Source organism: Paenibacillus motobuensis, from assembly GCF_039521865.1.
Taxonomy (GTDB): Bacteria; Bacillota; Bacilli; order Paenibacillales; family Paenibacillaceae; genus Fontibacillus; species Fontibacillus motobuensis.
The window spans coordinates 74,761-92,850 of record NZ_BAAACX010000016.1; the positions used below are offsets into that span (position 1 = coordinate 74,761).

18 protein-coding genes are annotated in these 18,090 nt (G+C 47.6%); all 18 read left to right on the top strand.

From position 1 onward, the window contains the following. Positions 1 to 29: 29 nt before the first annotated feature. The 18 genes from ABD014_RS18170 (at position 30) to spo0A (ending at position 17,582) form a co-directional block, all read left to right on the top strand. Entirely contained in the window at positions 30 to 842 is an 813-nt protein-coding gene (locus tag ABD014_RS18170; RefSeq protein WP_343863388.1) for a SpoIIIAH-like family protein, read from the top strand. 207 nt (positions 843 to 1,049) lie between these two features. Next, positions 1,050 to 1,538: an acetyl-CoA carboxylase biotin carboxyl carrier protein gene (gene accB / locus ABD014_RS18175; RefSeq protein ID WP_343863741.1), complete on the top strand. Its 489-nt coding sequence runs from the start codon at positions 1,050 to 1,052 to the stop codon at positions 1,536 to 1,538. Between the two features lie 43 nt (positions 1,539 to 1,581). After that, the gene (gene accC, locus ABD014_RS18180) at positions 1,582 to 2,925 is read left to right on the top strand and encodes an acetyl-CoA carboxylase biotin carboxylase subunit (RefSeq protein ID WP_343863390.1); all 1,344 of its coding nucleotides are present in this window, start codon (positions 1,582 to 1,584) and stop codon (positions 2,923 to 2,925) included. Between the two features lie 115 nt (positions 2,926 to 3,040). Beyond that, positions 3,041 to 3,448, top strand: a complete 408-nt coding sequence (locus tag ABD014_RS18185) for an Asp23/Gls24 family envelope stress response protein (RefSeq protein WP_068781843.1) — start codon at positions 3,041 to 3,043, stop codon at positions 3,446 to 3,448. A gap of 135 nt (positions 3,449 to 3,583) precedes the next feature. Then, entirely contained in the window at positions 3,584 to 4,123 is a 540-nt protein-coding gene (gene amaP, locus ABD014_RS18190) for an alkaline shock response membrane anchor protein AmaP (protein ID WP_343863393.1), read from the top strand. Positions 4,124 to 4,134: 11 nt separating this feature from the next. After that, complete coding sequence (locus ABD014_RS18195) at positions 4,135 to 4,368, top strand: DUF2273 domain-containing protein (RefSeq protein WP_343863395.1); 234 nt, start codon at positions 4,135 to 4,137, stop codon at positions 4,366 to 4,368. A 210-nt stretch (positions 4,369 to 4,578) separates the two neighbouring features. Beyond that, positions 4,579 to 5,031, top strand: a complete 453-nt coding sequence (gene nusB / locus ABD014_RS18200; RefSeq protein WP_343863397.1) for a transcription antitermination factor NusB — start codon at positions 4,579 to 4,581, stop codon at positions 5,029 to 5,031. Between the two features lie 545 nt (positions 5,032 to 5,576). Continuing rightward, positions 5,577 to 6,434: a bifunctional methylenetetrahydrofolate dehydrogenase/methenyltetrahydrofolate cyclohydrolase FolD gene (gene folD / locus ABD014_RS18205; RefSeq protein ID WP_343863399.1), complete on the top strand. Its 858-nt coding sequence runs from the start codon at positions 5,577 to 5,579 to the stop codon at positions 6,432 to 6,434. Positions 6,435 to 6,770: 336 nt separating this feature from the next. Continuing rightward, the gene (gene xseA, locus ABD014_RS18210; protein ID WP_343863401.1) at positions 6,771 to 8,138 is read left to right on the top strand and encodes an exodeoxyribonuclease VII large subunit; all 1,368 of its coding nucleotides are present in this window, start codon (positions 6,771 to 6,773) and stop codon (positions 8,136 to 8,138) included. After that, positions 8,128 to 8,382, top strand: coding sequence for an exodeoxyribonuclease VII small subunit (gene xseB, locus ABD014_RS18215; RefSeq protein WP_343863403.1), 255 nt, complete (start codon positions 8,128 to 8,130; stop codon positions 8,380 to 8,382). Before xseA ends, xseB begins: the two co-directional genes overlap by 11 nt. Then, complete coding sequence (locus ABD014_RS18220; RefSeq protein WP_379340907.1) at positions 8,375 to 9,277, top strand: polyprenyl synthetase family protein; 903 nt, start codon at positions 8,375 to 8,377, stop codon at positions 9,275 to 9,277. The genes xseB and ABD014_RS18220 overlap by 8 nt, the downstream gene beginning before the upstream one ends. Positions 9,278 to 9,371: 94 nt before the next feature. Next, complete coding sequence (dxs, locus tag ABD014_RS18225; RefSeq protein WP_343863405.1) at positions 9,372 to 11,276, top strand: 1-deoxy-D-xylulose-5-phosphate synthase; 1,905 nt, start codon at positions 9,372 to 9,374, stop codon at positions 11,274 to 11,276. Positions 11,277 to 11,341: 65 nt separating this feature from the next. Further along, a complete protein-coding gene (locus ABD014_RS18230) occupies positions 11,342 to 12,184 on the top strand; it encodes a TlyA family RNA methyltransferase (RefSeq protein WP_343863407.1) in 843 nt (280 codons plus the stop codon). Positions 12,185 to 12,328: 144 nt separating this feature from the next. Further along, positions 12,329 to 12,814, top strand: a complete 486-nt coding sequence (locus ABD014_RS18235; RefSeq protein WP_343863409.1) for a hypothetical protein — start codon at positions 12,329 to 12,331, stop codon at positions 12,812 to 12,814. Between the two features lie 14 nt (positions 12,815 to 12,828). Then, on the top strand, positions 12,829 to 13,278 hold the full coding sequence (gene ahrC, locus ABD014_RS18240) for a transcriptional regulator AhrC/ArgR (protein WP_068781838.1): 450 nt from the start codon (positions 12,829 to 12,831) through the stop codon (positions 13,276 to 13,278). 39 nt (positions 13,279 to 13,317) lie between these two features. Continuing rightward, the gene (recN, locus tag ABD014_RS18245) at positions 13,318 to 15,042 is read left to right on the top strand and encodes a DNA repair protein RecN (protein ID WP_343863411.1); all 1,725 of its coding nucleotides are present in this window, start codon (positions 13,318 to 13,320) and stop codon (positions 15,040 to 15,042) included. Positions 15,043 to 15,155: 113 nt separating this feature from the next. After that, positions 15,156 to 16,484 (top strand): SpoIVB peptidase, encoded by a 1,329-nt coding sequence (spoIVB, locus tag ABD014_RS18250; protein WP_343863413.1) that lies wholly within the window; start codon positions 15,156 to 15,158, stop codon positions 16,482 to 16,484. A 291-nt stretch (positions 16,485 to 16,775) separates the two neighbouring features. Then, on the top strand, positions 16,776 to 17,582 hold the full coding sequence (gene spo0A, locus ABD014_RS18255) for a sporulation transcription factor Spo0A (protein WP_126997695.1): 807 nt from the start codon (positions 16,776 to 16,778) through the stop codon (positions 17,580 to 17,582). Positions 17,583 to 18,090: the final 508 nt, after the last annotated feature.

Genomic DNA, 18,090 nt, shown 5'->3' on the forward strand with positions numbered 1-18,090 from the left:
TTTTAAAAATGATTAGGAGGAATTACACAATGAAATCGAAAAGACAGACAATATGGCTCGTATCTATGCTTAGCTTGATGGTAATCTTGTCAGCCTATTACTTGTTCACGGAGGATAGCTCGACCAAAGGGAAGAACACGGATGGCCAGGTAGCAACGATGGATCAGAATGGAGGGTCCTTAAATGGTCTCAACTCCCTGAATAGTCAGGATGACATGGTCATTAATGAAGTAGATGCAGGGAAAGCGCAGGATGATAGTCTGGTTACTGATGACAGCGCTGCAGGAGTGAGCGCTGATGAAGGAACCAAAGGCGAGGCTGCTACAAAAGAGGGGGCTGCTGATGATGGCAAAGAACCGGCTGGGCAGGACAAAGGCGACAAAGGAAAGCAGCCGGACAATGCAGGCGATAAATCGACGAAGGACAGCTCGACCATGGAAAATACAAGCGATGAAGATGTATTGAAGCAGCTGGAGTCGCAAGGAGTTTCTGGCTTAGACAATTTGACGGCCTACCAGGCAGAGCGCTCCAATAACAACAATAAGAAGTACGATGAACTGATGAGAACCATGAATGATGAATCCAAGACATTGGAAGAAGCAGCGATGGCTCAAAAAGAATTAAGCGCCCTGGAGGAGAAGGAGGATAAAATTTACGATATCGAGGAGAAGCTCCAACAGCAATATTCCAATGCGATTGTTAAAGAGAGCGGGGATAATTACCAAGTACTGGTAGTCAGCGAGAAGCTCGAAGCCAAGGATGCTGTTAGCATTATGGACCTGGTCATTAAGGAACTAGGCGTATCTCAGGATAAAGTCAGCGTGCAATATGTGACCCAATAGGGGGATTACTGACCGCTAGAAATCGACTTGGTGAACCGGCATAATAAATTAAAATGCGTCAAAATAGCTGAAATTACGGGAAATAATCCGGAGAGTCCAAGAAAGCTTGGACTCTTTCCATTTTGATTGATTGTGATATAATACATAAAGTTATAATGCTGAATAAGGCCAAGGCTTTGCGAAGCTGAAGGAGTGATCATGAAGATGATGTTTAATTTGGATGAAATCAAAGAGTTGATTGAATTGGTGGACAAGACGTCCGTCCATGAATTAGAGCTTGAGAATGAGGGCTCCAGACTTTGTATCCGTAAACCGGGCAAGAATGAAGTGGTGCATGTTCAGCCAGTAGTTGAATCTGCCTTGATTCAACCTGCAGGATCTGTATCTATCAACGCTGCAGGCATTCCAGCTGCTGCCGAGCCTGCGCCTGCACGTCCAGCCGAACAGGATTCGAACCTACATACCATCGTGTCGCCTATGGTAGGGACGTTCTATCGCGCTTCATCTCCGGATGCCAATTCCTTTGTTAATATTGGTGACCGGGTTGGAGAGAAGACCGTCGTCTGCATTATCGAAGCGATGAAGCTGATGAACGAGCTGGAGGCCGAAGTCAAAGGACAGATCACCGAAGTGTTAGTCGAGAACGGCCAATTGGTGGAATATGGACAGCCTCTCTTTTTGGTGAAGCCTGAGTAATCGCGGCTGTATCATCTAGCTTTTCCAAGGAGGATGGAAGACTGTGAAATTTAACAAAATATTAATTGCTAACCGCGGCGAAATCGCGGTTCGAATTATTCGCGCATGCCGCGAATTAGGAATCTCAACAGTAGCCGTATACTCTGAGGCGGACAAGGATTCTCTGCATGTACGGATGGCAGATGAAGCTTACTGCATCGGGCCTACAGCTTCGAAGGACAGCTATTTAAATCTAACGAATCTGATGAGTGTTGCAACGCTTACTGAATGCGACGCCATTCACCCAGGCTATGGGTTCTTGGCGGAGAATGCGGATTTCGCTGAGATCTGCAGCTCATGCAATTTGTCCTTTATTGGCCCTTCCCCAGAAGCGATCACGAAGATGGGCGATAAATCGGTAGCTAAGCAGACGATGAAGAAGGCTAATGTACCGGTTATTCCCGGTTCGGACGGTCTAATTGAGGACGTGGAAGAAGCCGTTATGATCGCTCGCGATATCGGCTATCCAGTCATTATTAAAGCAACAGCCGGAGGTGGCGGCAAAGGGATCCGAATCGCCGAAGATGAGTCGTCTCTGATCCAACAGATTACGACTGCACAGCAAGAGGCCGAGAAGGCTTTCGGCAATGCGGGTGTATACCTTGAGAAATATTTGACTGGCATGAAGCATGTTGAGATACAGATCATGGCCGACAAGCACGGCAATGCTGTGTATCTAGGGGAACGTGACTGCTCCGTACAGCGTCGTCGCCAGAAGCTGGTTGAGGAGGCACCTTGTCCGGTGTTGTCTCCTGAGAAGCGTCAAGAAATGGGAGAGGCTGCAGTAAGGGCAGCGCTCGCTGTAGACTATTCCGGGGCAGGTACTCTGGAATTTCTGCTCGGTCCAGATGGACAGTTCTATTTCATGGAGATGAATACGCGAATTCAAGTAGAGCATCCTGTTACGGAAATGATCACTGGCGTCGACTTGATCCAGGAGATGATCTCTGTGGCAGAGGGGAATCCACTCTCCTTCACCCAGGAAGATATCAAATTGAATGGCTGGGCGATGGAATGCCGGATTAATGCGGAAGACCCATCGCGTAATTTCATGCCATCCCCGGGCAAGATCGGTTTCTATCTTCCACCGGGTGGTCCCGGAGTAAGGGTCGATAGTGCTGCTTACCCCGGCTATATAATCTCGCCGCATTATGACTCCATGATCGCCAAGCTGATCGTCTGGGCTCCTACTCGTGAGGAAGCGATTGCCAAGATGAAGCGGGCGCTGTCTGAGTTTGTGATCGAAGGAATCCATACGACGATTCCATTTCATCAGAAGCTTCTAGAGCATCCGGTCTTTATTCGTGGTGACTTCGATATCAAATTTCTTGAAGAACACGAGGTTTAAGGTTAGACGGCTAGTTTGTCATAATGTGCTTGAAATGATATAGTATGTATAATAAGTGCGCGGTTTCTAAGACTTAGAACATAGCGTAAGTCTTATTGAGAGGTGGATGAATAGAATGAGTGCATTGCCTACGGAGTTCGAACGGACTGAGATTGGCGAGATTCAGATTGCACCAGAGGTCCTTGAAGTTATTGCGGGACTTGCTACAGTAGAAGTAAAGGGCGTTGCCGGTATGAGCGGTGGATTCGCTGGAGGCATAGCCGAACTACTCGGTAAGAAGAATTTATCCAAAGGCGTTAAGGTGGAAGTTGGCCAGCGTGAAGCTGCCGTTGACGTATCCGTGATTGTGGAATATGGCAACCGCCTGCCTGAGGTAGCTACCGAAATTCAACGCAATGTGAAGCGTTCAATCGAGACAATGACTGGTCTAACCGTGATCGAAGTGAACGTACAGATTCACGACGTTATTTTCAAGGCTGCTGAGAAGATTGAAGAAGTGGAACCTAGCCATAGGGTGAAATAATATGAAGTAACAAACCCCCGACCATATGCGTCAGGGGTTTACTATAATTTTTGTATAAGGGAGAGCTCATGGAGTGGACTTTATGACTCTCTCTATAACATGAGTACTACCCCCGTGAAGGAGGCTATTCCTGTCGTGGCCAAAATTTTGGACAGAATCTTACTACTCATATACAGTCTATGTGTTGGAGTATTATCTATTCTAGCTATTCTACTAATGACGGGCTCATACACGCTAACGCTTAATAAAGAACAGGGGCACACCCTGTTGATCTCATCTATTGTAGCGGCTTCCGTGCTTATCTTGCTTAGCGTCCGTTTCTTCTACATTTCCGTTCGCCGCGAGCGCCATACGCAGTCATCGATCGACCAACGCACGGAATATGGTGATATCCAGATCTCCGTCGATACGATCGAGAACTTGTCCTACAAGGCGGCATCCCGTGTTCGTGGGGTGAAAGAGGTTAAGACGAGAATTAAGATTACAGAATCGGGTCTGGAGATCATGATTCGGGCTGTCGTTGATGGCGAATCATCGATTCCTGCGATGACCGAGGAAGTACAGAAGCAAGTCCACGATCACGTGGAGGAGATCACGGGTATTCCGGTAGCCTATGTTTCAGTATATATAGCTAACCTCGTCCATTCGCCTGTTATTAAAAGTCGGGTTGAATAGGAGGAGTGGCTGTGTTCTGGAAGCAATTATGGGAGAGTCATAAAGGAAGACTGCTAGGTGTAGCTTCGGCTATATTCCTGTGCCCGATCTATCTGTTTTTCGGATTTTGGAATATGTTGTTCTGTGCCCTCCTGCTGTTTGTAGGTTATACGGTAGGCAAGAACAAAGATCTGGATCAAGGTCCGCTCGTTCCGTGGAAAGAGCTAAGAGAATGGCTGGCTACGCGCTGGCGCCCTTTTAAATGATTCCTGTGATATGTTTTCTCCGGAAAAGAGTTTGGTTTGTCATTTTTGTGGAGAAAACATGTTACAGGTTTTTTTTGTTTGAATGCAAAGATTATAAGAAATATAATGAGAATCGGTCGTATTTTAGTTCATAATAAGTATATGGATATGTAGCGATATGAGGCTGGACGGCTTAAGGATGGGCCGGGCCATTAATCAAGGAGGAAATACATGAAACGGCGGTTAGCAAGAGAAATAGCAGTACAAAGTCTGTATCATATGGAAATGAATGAGGTTGAGGCTCAGGAAGCGGTGCGTATGTTGATCGCTGAGGCTACTGGAGAGAACGAAAGTGAAGTAGAAATCAAGAATGTTGATCAGGCTGAAAAATTCGTACTGGAGCTGGTGAATGGTACGTGGAGCCGCAAAGAAGAAATCGACCGCGTTCTGTCGGACTATTTGAAGGGCTGGCAAATCAGTCGTCTGTCCAAGGTAGACCGTCAAGTGCTCCGTCTTGCTGTCTATGAGATGGTGTACCGTGATGATGTGCCGGGCAAAGTAGCGGTGAATGAAGCGATTGAGGTGGCTAAGCATTTTGGTACCGGCGAATCCGGCAAGTTTGTTAATGGCGTACTTGGTAAGATGGTCCATGAAATCGATCAGGTCAAAGAGAAGTTGTCGTAATAGGCCGTTTTAATCTCTAACGAGATACCATATCGTTCTCAAGGCAAAATTCGGGATTTAAGCCCTTATTTGGCTTAATAGCGGTCCTAAGTTTCGTTAGACGAAGCATCGCCATAAGTACAAGTTTTCAATAAACTTTTTGGACAACTTTTAAGTGCGTGTTTAAAAAGGCCGGTTTTCAGCACCGAAGCTTATGCTTCCGATGTGCGTTTTTTCAAAACGCTTCAGTTGAATGAAGCTAGGGACGAAAGGAGCTGAGCGTACGTAGTTTGTACGTGAGCACCTGAAATGTTTCCGGAGGAAACATACTTCGTAAGCATACGCTTGGCCCGGGTGAATTCAAGATTCGATGTCGAATAAGCTCTTAGTGTTACTTCGTGTTAGATATAGAATTTATTCGTTATCAACGGAGTTGATGAAATTCTATATCGCTAGAAAACCTACATTTGAATCGCGGTCGCTCATCCTTGAATGACTTCGAGCGGTTTTCTTATCAAAAGCGGACTTTTTAAACTACATCTTTAATGGGAAAAGGAGATAGATGGATGACAGCACCTATAATTAGCGGTAAACAAGTGTCAGAGGAAATTCGCGCGGGTTTGCGTGCGGAGGTAGAGGCTCTAGTGAAGCAAGGATTGACGCCGGGTCTAGCCGTAATTCTTGTTGGTGAAGATCCGGCATCACAAGTATATGTCCGCAATAAAGAAAAGGCGTGCCATGATCTGGGCTATTACTCTGAGGTTCATCGCCTAGCTGCTTCTACTTCCCAGGAAGAGCTGTTAGGGCTCGTGGATAAATTGAACCGGCAAGCGAATATTCACGGGATTCTCGTGCAGCTGCCGCTGCCGCGGCACATCGATGAGAAGTCAGTGATCGATGCGATTGCTGTGGAGAAGGATGTGGATGGCTTCCACCCAGTCAATGTGGGCAATCTCGTCATTGGCGACGATAGTCTGCTTCCTTGCACGCCTGCTGGCGTCATCGAACTGATCAAGCGCACGGGAATCGAAATGTCAGGCAAGCATGCGGTTGTAATTGGCCGCAGCAATATTGTCGGTAAACCGGTATCCTTACTGTTGCAGCGCGAGAATGCCACTGTAACGATGTGTCATTCACGCACCGCGAATATGAAGGAACTGACGAAGCAGGCTGATATCCTCGTCGTAGCAATCGGCAAAGCAAATTTTGTGGATGCCTCTTATGTTAAACCAGGTGCAGTTGTGATTGACGTAGGCATGAATCGCCTTGATAACGGTAAGCTGGCTGGAGATGTTGATTTCGAGAGCGTGAAGGAAGTCTCCGGTCCAATTACTCCGGTTCCCGGCGGAGTTGGCCCTATGACGATCACGATGTTGATGAACAATACACTTATTGCTGCCAAGCGGTTAGGCGGTTTGGCATAGTTGCGGCATGAAGTGCCGCTATAGAGTACCACCATGGTGTGCCGTCAATTTCTAACGAAACTACAGATCGTTATTTCTTCATAAACAACTGCAAAGAAATTTTAACGAAACACCATATCGTTATTCGCCATAAATCTGAGCTTAAGACCGCTAATTTGCTCAAATAGCGATACCCAGTTTCGTTAAAATTTTTGAAGTGCTTTTGGGCTCAAATAGCGATACCACGTTTCGTTAGAGTTTGCTAAGCGTATTTTCCTTCGATTGGACAAAGCTAGGGATTAGAAATAGTATCTTTTATATATTGGCTTATGGGATGGCTGGAAAGGGGGAGGCCCCATGGAGCAGCGTGTTTTATCGATAAAGGAATTGAATCGTTATATTCGTATGAAGCTGGAATCGGACTCCTTACTGCAGGACGTGTGGATTCGCGGGGAAATATCGAATTTTACTCATCATTCCAGCGGACATATGTATTTTACTCTGAAGGATAAGGACAGTCGGATTAAGACGATTATGTTCGCTTCCCATAATCAGCGTTTGCCATTTATTCCGAAAGAGGGTGCTCGCGTGATCGCCCGCGGCAACGTCTCTGTCTATGAACGGGACGGGCAGTATCAGTTTTATGCGACACATATGCAGCCTGATGGAATCGGCAGTCTGTATCTGGCTTTTGAACAGCTGAAAGGCAAGCTGGAGGCGGAAGGACTGTTCGCACCGGAACGAAAGCGGCCGATTCCGCGCTATCCTCGTGTGATCGGTGTGATCACTTCTCCAACGGGAGCGGCGGTGCGGGATATTATAACGACGCTGGCGCGCCGCTATCCACAGGCAGCGGTTGTATTGTACCCGGTGCATGTGCAGGGCAAGGCGGCGGCGCCTTCCATTGTGAAAGCGATTCGAACGCTGAACCGGATGGGAGAGGCCGACGTCTTGATCGTCGGCCGGGGCGGCGGCTCGCTTGAGGAGCTGTGGGCGTTCAACGAAGAGCAGGTCGCGCGGGCGATCTATCAGTCGGAAATCCCGGTCATATCGGCCGTAGGCCATGAGACGGATTTCACGATCGCCGACTTCGTCAGCGACCTACGAGCGGCTACGCCCACCGCGGCGGCAGAGCTCGCCGTGCCGCACCGGGCCGAGCTGAAAGCTCAGCTCGGCGGGTGCGAGCGCGTGCTGCAGCGCAGCCTGCAGCACCAGCTGGCCCAGGCGCGCGAGAGCTTGCGCCGCCTGGCCAATTCGCCGGCGCTGCTGCAGCCGCGCCGCAGTCTGTTCCAGCACGCGGAGCGGCTGGACATGTTGACGACGCGCCTCAAGGCGCGCGCGTCGGCCCGCAGGGAGCTGGCGGTCAGCTCGCATGACCGCCTGAGCGCACGTCTCCTGCGTTATCACCCGCAGGAGACACTGCTCTATGCGAAGCGCAGGCAGAGCGAGATGGAGCGTCAGCTTACGCAGGCCATGACAGGAATGCTTAAGGAGAACTCGCAGCGGCTGCATTCCAGCATACGTCAGCTGGATGCCCTAAGTCCGCTTAAGGTCATGGCACGGGGCTATAGCCTCGTCTATGATGAACAGCATAAATCGTTAATCAAATCATTAAATGATGTTGAACCAGGGGATATGGTCAAGGTCAAAGTTACGGATGGCGAGTTGGATTGTCAGGTTTGGGGCATGAGACGGGAAGGAGATGAGAACAATCATGGCAGATAAACAGGAAATGAGCTTCGAGGAAGCGATGAATCAATTAGAGACAATCGTGAATCAACTGGAGCATGGCGATGTTCCGCTGGAGAAAGCAATCGATCTGTTCCAGCAAGGGATGCAGCTCTCGCAGCTGTGTAGCCAGAAACTGACACAGGTAGAGCGCAAAATCGAGATGATTGTGGAGGAGGACGGCGAGATCCGAAAGCAGCCGTTCATTCCGCAGACAGAGGAGAGCGAGACGCTTGGATAATACATTGATTGCACATTATATCGAAGAGATTTCCGGCCTGGTCACTTCTCGTCTGCGCACCATCTTCCCCGCAGAGTGGGAGATTCCCGTTAACCTGCAGGAGTCGATGCAATATTCCTTAATGGCGGGAGGCAAACGCCTTCGTCCGTTGCTTGTGATCGCTGCGGCGGAATCACTAGGCGGCAGCCGCGAGGCTGCTTTGCCTGTGGCCTGTGCTGTAGAAATGGTACATACCTATTCGCTTATCCATGACGACTTGCCGGCGATGGATGATGATGATTTTCGGCGCGGCAAGCCGACGAATCATAAAGTATTTGGAGAAGCCATGGCGATTCTCGGCGGAGATGGGCTGCTGACCCATGCTTTCTACAGCGTTGTTGAAGCGCATCGCAAGCATGGAGTTCCGGCAGAAGCCGTGCTCTCTATCGTAGAGGAACTGTCGCAATTCTCTGGTCCGGTCGGTATGGTTGGGGGACAAGCTGCGGATATGGAAGGTGAACAGGGGATAACCAGCCTGGAACAGCTTCAATATATTCATAAGCATAAAACTGGAGATTTGATCGTATTCTGTCTCAAGGCTGGCGGAAGAATTGCCGGAGCCTCGGCAGCGCAACTTGAAGCGCTCGAAACCTATGGGCGGAATATAGGGCTTGCTTTTCAAATCCAGGATGACATTCTTGATCTGGTCGGGGATGAGAGCAAGCTGGGCAAGAAGACTCAGAGCGATGTGAAGCAGCAGAAGGTAACCTATCCTTATTTTATCGGACTGGATGAATCGAGAGCTGAAATGGAGAGGCTTACGGCCGAAGCCAAGCAAATCGTGTCGGCAGGATTGATCGTCGAACCTGACAGATTACTACAGATTGCCGATTATTTGCTGCGCAGAGATCACTAAATTGCAGGATAATTTCATGAATTTGTGATTCGTATGGTATAATGTAGACTATTATCAACAATGAGAAATCCAGTTTAGGAAGCGGGGAAAAATAATGCTGCTTTCGCAAATAAATGATCCGTGCGATCTGAAGAAATTATCTGTCGATCAACTGCCGACTCTCGCCGAAGAGGTACGGAAATTTCTGATCGAGAAATTGTCGGTGACCGGCGGACATCTAGCATCCAATTTGGGTGTGGTTGAGTTGACGATTGCTCTTCATTATTGCTATAACAGTCCACAAGATAAATTTATATTTGACGTTGGCCATCAGGCATATGTGCATAAAATATTGACCGGCCGGATGGATCGATTCGACAGTCTGCGTCAACACAACGGCTTATGCGGCTTCGTTAAGCGCAATGAAAGTGAGCATGACGTATGGGAAGCCGGGCATAGCAGTACTTCGTTATCTGCTGCCATGGGCATGGCGCTAGCCCGTGATCTCAAAGGCGAGGACAATAAGGTCGTAGCCATTATCGGCGACGGTGCTCTGACCGGGGGGATGGCTTTTGAAGCATTGAACCATATCGGTCATGAGAAGAAAGACATGATGGTTATTTTAAATGATAACGAGATGTCGATCGCTCCGAATGTCGGTGCGGTTCATAATTATTTAACGAAAATTCGCTCGGACCGTAATTACTTGCGGGCCAAAGATGAAGTTGAGCAGCTGCTTAAGAAGATTCCTGCCATTGGCGGCAAATTAGCCAAGACGGTGGAGAAGTTTAAGGACAGTCTGAAATATATGATGTTGTCGGGCATTCTGTTCGAAGAGCTCGGATTTAAATATTTAGGACCTGTGGACGGTCATGATGTTGAAGGTTTGATTGAGGCATTTACCCAGTCTAATAATGTAAAAGGTCCTGTGCTTGTCCATGTCTTGACGACTAAGGGCAAAGGCTATTCTCCAGCAGAAAAGGACTCGATCAAATGGCATGGAATTAGCCCATACAAAATTGAGTCCGGCCAACTACTGAAAGCGGTGGGGAATCCGACTTATACCGATGTCTTTGGTCAGACTCTGATTGAACTGGGTGAACAGGATGAGCGGATTGTTGCCGTCACTCCAGCAATGCCAGGCGGCTCGGGATTACTCAAATTTGCCGAGCGGTTCCCGGACCGAATGATTGATGTCGGCATAGCTGAGCAGCATGCGGCCACGATGTGTGCGGCCCTTGCCATGGAAGGCATGAAACCTGTATATGCTGTCTATTCGACGTTTATGCAGCGGGCGTATGACCAGATTGTCCACGATATTTGTCGCCATAACGCTAACGTTATGTTCGCGATTGACCGGGCAGGCTTTGTCGGGGCAGATGGCGAGACGCATCAAGGCGTATTTGACATCGCATTTTTGCGGCATGTGCCAAATATCGTATTGATGATGCCGAAGGATGAGAATGAACTGCGTCATATGATGAAGACGGCGCTTGAATATAACGACGGGCCTATTGCTTACCGTTATCCGCGAAGCAGTGTCCCGGGCGTACAGCTCGATGAGGTATTGACGCCGATTCCAATTGGAACATGGGAGACCGTGCGTGAAGGAGATGGGCCGATCGTGATTGCCGTTGGCCCGATGATTCAAATCGCTGAGGAAGCGGCGAACACATTGAAGCGTGACGGCATTTATTTGAATATCGTCAACGCGCGCTTTATTAAGCCGCTCGATGAGACCATGCTGCTGCAATTGGCGAAGTACAATAGACAGATGATCGTGATGGAGGAAGCCTGCGATGCAGGAAGTCTGGGCGGCGCTGTACTGGAGTTCTACGCTAAGCAGGGAATCGCCGGACTGGATATTAGCCTCATGGGCATCCCTGACCGCTTCATCGAGCATGGCAGTGTAAAGGATCAGCTTCAAGAGGTTGGTCTGACGGCTGAGAAGCTGGTCGAGAAGGTGCGTAGCTATAGAGCCGGACAGAAATTTGCTTTTACTCAGAAAGCGAATCAATAGTTGACAAAGCTCTATCCGGTAATAAACCTCTCGAGAGATGATTTTGTATCAGTCAGGAGAATTACATGTCAGTATCCAAAGAAAGATTAGATGTCCTGCTTGTAGAGCAGGGGTATTTTGATAGTAGGGAAAAAGCAAAAGCGGCCATTATGGCCGGGTTAGTATATAGCGGAACAGAGCGGCTAGAGAAGGCGGGAACGAAGATTCCACGAGATACTGCGTTATCTGTAAAGGGAGCTGTTCACCCTTACGTTGGTCGTGGCGGCTTGAAGCTGGAGAAGGCGCTGAAATGGTTCCAGATTGATATGGAGGGGCGTGTCATGCTCGATATCGGGTCTTCAACAGGCGGATTCACGGACTGCGCCTTGCAGCACGGAGCCAGCTATGTCTATGCTATCGATGTCGGCTACAATCAGCTCGATTGGTCGCTGCGTAATGATGAGAGGGTGAATGTGAAGGAGCGTACCAACTTCAGGTATATGACACCTGAGGATCTGGATGGTCCAAGCCCTAACTTTGCCAGCATCGACGTCTCTTTTATTTCGCTCAAAATGATTCTTCCACCGCTTCTTGAACTGCTGCAACGTCCTGCTGATGTCGTCACACTGATTAAGCCACAGTTCGAAGCTGGGCGTGAGAAGGTGGGCAAGTCCGGTGTCGTTCGAGACCCGAAGGTCCACATCGAAGTGCTTGAGCAGGTACTTGAAGAGGCGCTTGGCCTTGGATTTGCGCTTCAGGGACTGACGTACTCGCCGATCACTGGCGGGGAGGGGAATGTTGAATTTTTGGCGCATCTGTGCCTGACTGACGATTTAGCTCATGAGGCTAATCCGGAAGCGATCTCCAAGCTTGCCCGTCAGGTTGTAGAGGAAGCTGGAGCAGTATTCAGTGTGAACCCGTCGAAATGACGGGTTTTAATTTTTTTGTGGATTAACGAATGATAATATTGAAAATAGAACAGATGTTCCCTATAATAAGAGGTGAATAAAATGTTGCCTTCATGACAGGAGCTGGCCTTCATTCGTCGAATTAATCTCTGAGGTGATTTCGGGATGGGAGATTACTCTGACGGTTTATTGATGCTACTGATTACGGGAATTATTCTGTTCTTGATTTACCGGACTTTTCGTTCCTGGGTACGTAAGCCCTTTACATTAAGATCCGGCATTGGATTCGAGATGAACGAAGAGATTCTGGAGCATCCGGCGGTTAATATGCTGGAACAGGCAGGCTATGAGGTCCTTAGCGACAAGCTGAAGGTTCCATTAACCTTCAAGGTGGATGATCAAGTTTTTCACAGCCGTCTGTTTATCGACTATATTGTCGTCAAGAATAGGGAATTCTATATTGTTAGAATATCCCGGGAACGCTTGCCCATCGAGTGGACAGGCAGCGGCATGCGCAAGGATTTTCTAAGCTTTCTGCTACTGTACCCGGATTGCGCCGGCGTGTTGTATATTGATCTAGAACAGGAGACCATCCGGGAGATCGTCTTGACAGCAGGAGAATCCGAAGAGGATGAAATAGCCAATGAATGAACATGGAGGATGTTATGAAAGGTCAAAGACATATTAAAATAAGAGAAATTATTTCAAATCGGGAAGTTGAAACACAGGATGAATTGGTCGAAGCGCTCAGGGAATCCGGCTTTCAGGTGACCCAGGCTACGGTATCCCGTGATATCAAAGAATTGATGCTGATCAAGGTTCCTACGGATGACGGACGGTATAAATATTCGTTGCCGACCGCCCAGCGTTATAATCCGATCCAGAAGCTTCAGCGTGCGCTGGTCGATAGCTTCGTAAGCATTGATCATACAGGCAATCTGGTAGTCATCAAATGTTTGCCGGGTACAGCTAACTCTGTTGCTGTTCTGCTAGATAATATGGAATGGCCTGATCTTCTTGGAACGATCTGCGGAGACGATACAATTCTGATGATCTGCCGGGACGAAGCGTACAGCCATTTTGTGATCGACCAAATTATGGGTTTCATTTCCTGATTCGTGATATTGCTTTAATTGGGAAAGGGGTTGTTGCCGTTGTTAGTCCATTTATCGATCCGGAACTTGGCGGTTGTGGAGGCAGTAGACGTCAAGTTTCATTACGGATTTCATGTTCTTACCGGTGAGACAGGTGCAGGTAAATCGATTATTATCGATGCCCTTGGTCTTATTGCTGGAGGTCGCGGATCTGCGGATTTAATTCGCTATGGCTGTGAGAAGGCGGAGATGGAGGCTTCCTTTGATCTGCCGCCAGCGCATTCGGTATGGACCACACTTGCGGATTTCGGCATTAGTGCAAGTTCAGAGGAGCTGTTGATCATTCGTCGTGAGATCAGCGCCCAGGGCAAAAGTACTGCACGTATTAATGGTCAACTTGTCAATTTGTCCATGCTGCGCGAAGTCGGAGAGCAATTAATCAATTTACATGGACAACATGAGCATGGAATATTGCTTCGGCCTGAGCTTCATCTCGGATTGTTGGACGCTTACGGTGCTGAGACAATCCGTCCCGTTAAGGCGAAATACCAGGATACATATTCTGCCTACGCCAAGGTGAATAAGGAATATAATGATCTTCGCAATACTAGTCAGCAAGCTCTACAAATGCTCGATCTGTATCGTTTTCAGATTGAAGAGATTGCTGCTGCTGGATTAAAAGTTGGTGAAGATGAATTATTACTGGAGGAAAAGAACAAGCTATCCCATAGTGAGAAAATGATGGACTCCGTATCCCTGGCTTATGATCAGCTCTATGGGTCACAAGGATTGGAAGCAGTTGCGAAAGCGCTAGCCAAACTGAATGACGTTGCTGGCTTCGATCAACGCGGAATCGGTCCTATGCTGGAGCAACTGCAAAGTGCTTACTATCAGCTTGAGGATGCCTCCTATAGTCTGCGTAATTACAGGGATAATATAGAATTTAATCCGGAGCGTCTGGAGGAAGTGGAAGATCGGCTTGATCTGCTGTCTTCCCTGAAGCGCAAGTATGGTGACAATGCCGAGGATATTCTGGCTTATTATAATAAGATTCTCCGAGAGACAGAGACCCTGGAGAATAAGGACGAATTGCTGGACAAGCTCGAGGCCAAACGTGAAGAGCTACTTGAACAGTTGCTTGAAGAGGCTGAGCAGTTGAGTAGTGTACGCCGCCAAAAGGCGGAGGAGCTTGCTGCTCAGATCGAGATTGAACTTAAGGAATTGCAGATGGAGCGGACTTCATTAAAGGTGAAGCTGGATTGGAATGAGGATGCTCAGGGCGTGGATTGGATGGGAAGGAAGATCCGTCCTGGTCGTCATGGTATCGATGTTGCCGAGTTTCTCATATCGCCGAATCCGGGCGAACCATTGCGTCCTTTGAGCAAGATTGCTTCCGGTGGGGAATTATCACGGATTATGCTTGCAATGAAGAGTATCTTCGCTCGTCATGACAATGTTCCTGTACTTATATTTGATGAAGTGGATACAGGTGTTAGCGGACGTGCCGCTCAATCGATCGCCGAGAAGCTGTTCCGGCTATCGAGAACATGCCAGGTCTTCTCCATTACCCACTTACCACAGGTGGCGTGTATGGCAGATCAGCAATATTTAATCGAGAAGATCGTAGCGGATGGGCGGACAATGACTCAGATCGAGGAACTCAGCGAAGAAGGGCGCGTGAATGAATTGGCCCGTATGCTTGGAGGTGTCGAGATTACTGAGAAGACGCAGCATCATGCTCAGGAAATGCTTAAGCTGGCTGCGGCCCAAAAGGATTCAATTTGAGGCCGGAACAATGATTGACAGTAATAAAAGACCTGCCCCAGGGTATCTTATAGGTACGCAATTGGCGACCACCTTTTCGTCAAGCGAAGAAGCTAAAGGGAGTGTGACAGCCATTGAACCCGAACCTAACCAAGAGATTACTCGGTCTTTTATTTGCTTTTTTCTTATGTTTTCTCGGTTCAACCGCGGTAAATGGACAATCCTTCAATTTGCCGGATGAGCTGCGATTGTTCCAGGGGCAGGGCACACAGCTACACTTAGCTTTGCCCGTGCAGGCATCTGTTAGCGTTGATCGGCCTGATGTACTTACACTGAATGGGCAGGCAGTTCCAACCATGACAGTCTCCCTAGGCGAACCGCTCAAGCTGGATACTGTGGGTAGCGGTGAAGCGAATATCCGCATGAAATTATTTGGACAAATTCCTCTCAAGACCGTGAAAGTCAATGTAATTCCAGACTTGAAGGTCATCCCCGGAGGGCAGACGATCGGAGTTAAAGTAAAATCCGCAGGCATCCTCGTCGTAGGTCATCATCAGGTGGCGACTAACAATGACAAGTTATCCCCTGGAGAAGTGGCTGGACTGAAGACAGGAGATTTAATCACCCATTTAAATGGCGTCGAATTAAAGGATGTCAAAGATGTTGCTATTATTGCAGATCAAGCGGGCAAGAAGAACCAACCGATCAAAGTTACTTACAAGCGTGGCGGAAAAACTTATACGACATTGCTTACTCCCGCTTTTGACAATCAGGATCGTTCCTGGAGAATTGGTCTTTATATCCGCGATTCGGCTGCAGGTGTTGGAACGTTAACCTTCTATGCGCCTAAACATGGGGTATATGGAGCTTTGGGGCATATCATTACGGATATGAACACCCAGACACCGATCATCGTAGGCAGCGGGCAAATTTTGCAATCCAGCGTAACATCAATTTCCAAGAGTGAGAGTGGGGAACCTGGCGAGAAGCGAGCACATTTTATCAAAGAAGGAAGAACTCTCGGAACAATTGAACGGAATACTCCATTCGGCATCTTCGGTAAAATGGCCGAGAATCCTGAACATAGTGTATATAAAGACGGAATTCCTGTTGCCTTTGCTGAAGAAGTGAAGGAAGGCCCAGCAGAAATTTTAACCGTTGTTGAAGGACAAAGGGTGGAGAGATTTAAAGTTGAAATCATCCATGTATCCCGACAGAATGCTCCGGAGACCAAAGGATTGGTTCTGCGTATTACGGATTCGCGCCTGATTGAGAAGACTGGAGGAATTGTTCAAGGAATGAGCGGCAGCCCCATTATCCAGAATGGTAAGCTAATCGGTGCAGTGACTCATGTCTTTGTGAATGATCCTCGTTCGGGCTATGGCTGCTTCATCGAGTGGATGCTGCAGGATGCAGGAGTTCTTAAGCATAAACAGACTTACCAGGATCTTAAGGCTAGTTAAGCCTTAGGATCTTTTGTTTAGCGGGAAGTATGTTGAATGGACCGGGATAATACAGCTCTGAAGGCGGTGAATATTTTGTCGCTAGCGAGAGGGGGTTTGTGCTAAGCTTTGTCGAAATTAATAAAAAGGTATCGCAATCTGTAAATAAATAATTTATTATATCTTAAACAGATAAAAAATTAAAGAAAAAAATTTTTCGACAGAAGGAATTTACTTTCACATGTCGAATCCTTAATCTGGAAGAGAAAGTAAGTTAGCAATTTATTCAAGTACTTAAGGAGGACGTCGTCAGTGCAGAAAATTGAAGTGTTGTTGGCGGATGATAATCGGGAATTTACGAATTTGCTCGCAGAGTACATCTCGGAGCAGGACGATATGATCGTCTCGGGAATTGCTTATAATGGCGAAGAAGTGCTGGAGATGATCGACAACGCTTCTAAAATTCCAGACGTGTTAATTCTGGATATTATCATGCCGCATCTGGATGGTCTGGGCGTATTGGAACGGTTACGCGAAATGAATTTGACCCCGCAGCCCAAAATTATTATGTTGACCGCTTTTGGTCAGGAGAACATTACGCAGCGTGCTGTACAGCTTGGAGCATCATATTACATCCTCAAGCCCTTCGATATGGAGGTTCTCGTTAATCGCATTCGTCAATTGGTGGGCGTATCGACGGTAACTACGGGGACTACGCCATCCTCATCCTTTAGTAAATCGAATGTTGTTCCAATTGGCAAAGGCAAAAACTTGGACGCGAATATAACAACTATCATACATGAAATCGGGGTACCCGCGCATATTAAAGGTTATCAGTATCTGCGCGAGGCAATTACAATGGTCTACAATAACATTGAAATCTTGGGGGCAATTACGAAGACCCTCTATCCAGCTATCGCTGAGAAATTCAAGACGACACCTTCTCGCGTCGAACGTGCCATTCGCCATGCGATCGAAGTCGCCTGGACACGAGGCAATCTTGACTCGATTAGCCACCTGTTCGGGTACACCGTTAACATCAGCAAATCGAAACCTACTAACTCGGAGTTCATCGCGATGGTTGCTGACAAGCTGCGGATTGAGCATAAGGTGTCGTGAAAGCAGTAGTGATGCGAGGAAATTGCGCTGGGTAGAACGAGTGTTCCTCGAAAATTTATCGGATGTTGAACGATCGTTCCGACAAACTATTCGCATGTTATTCCGCTAAACTTAAGCAAGTTTTACGTAAGAACTGATAATAGTACAGAATTGCATATTTTTGGAATCTTATGTGCTCATCTCTTAAGAGGTAGGCACTATTTTTTTGTGCAAAAACTGTATGGCGGCATTTCGGCGTTTAGAATAGTGCCCCGCAACAACTAATCCGGCTGCTGCCAGCACTCGCTGCATAAACACCGGCATCAATAATTCCAGTATTTTTGTGTTATTGGAAAAAGAAATGAGAAGTTTCCAAAGCTAACAAATTACTGGCACTCCTTCTTGCATCTTGAAGCTGTTTTGCATACAACATTTGGATGCGTTAAAATAGTACACAAATTGAAAAGGGGTGTAATCTGAAGTCATCGTCGAATGCCGATGGAAATTACAGATAACGATAAGGAAAATA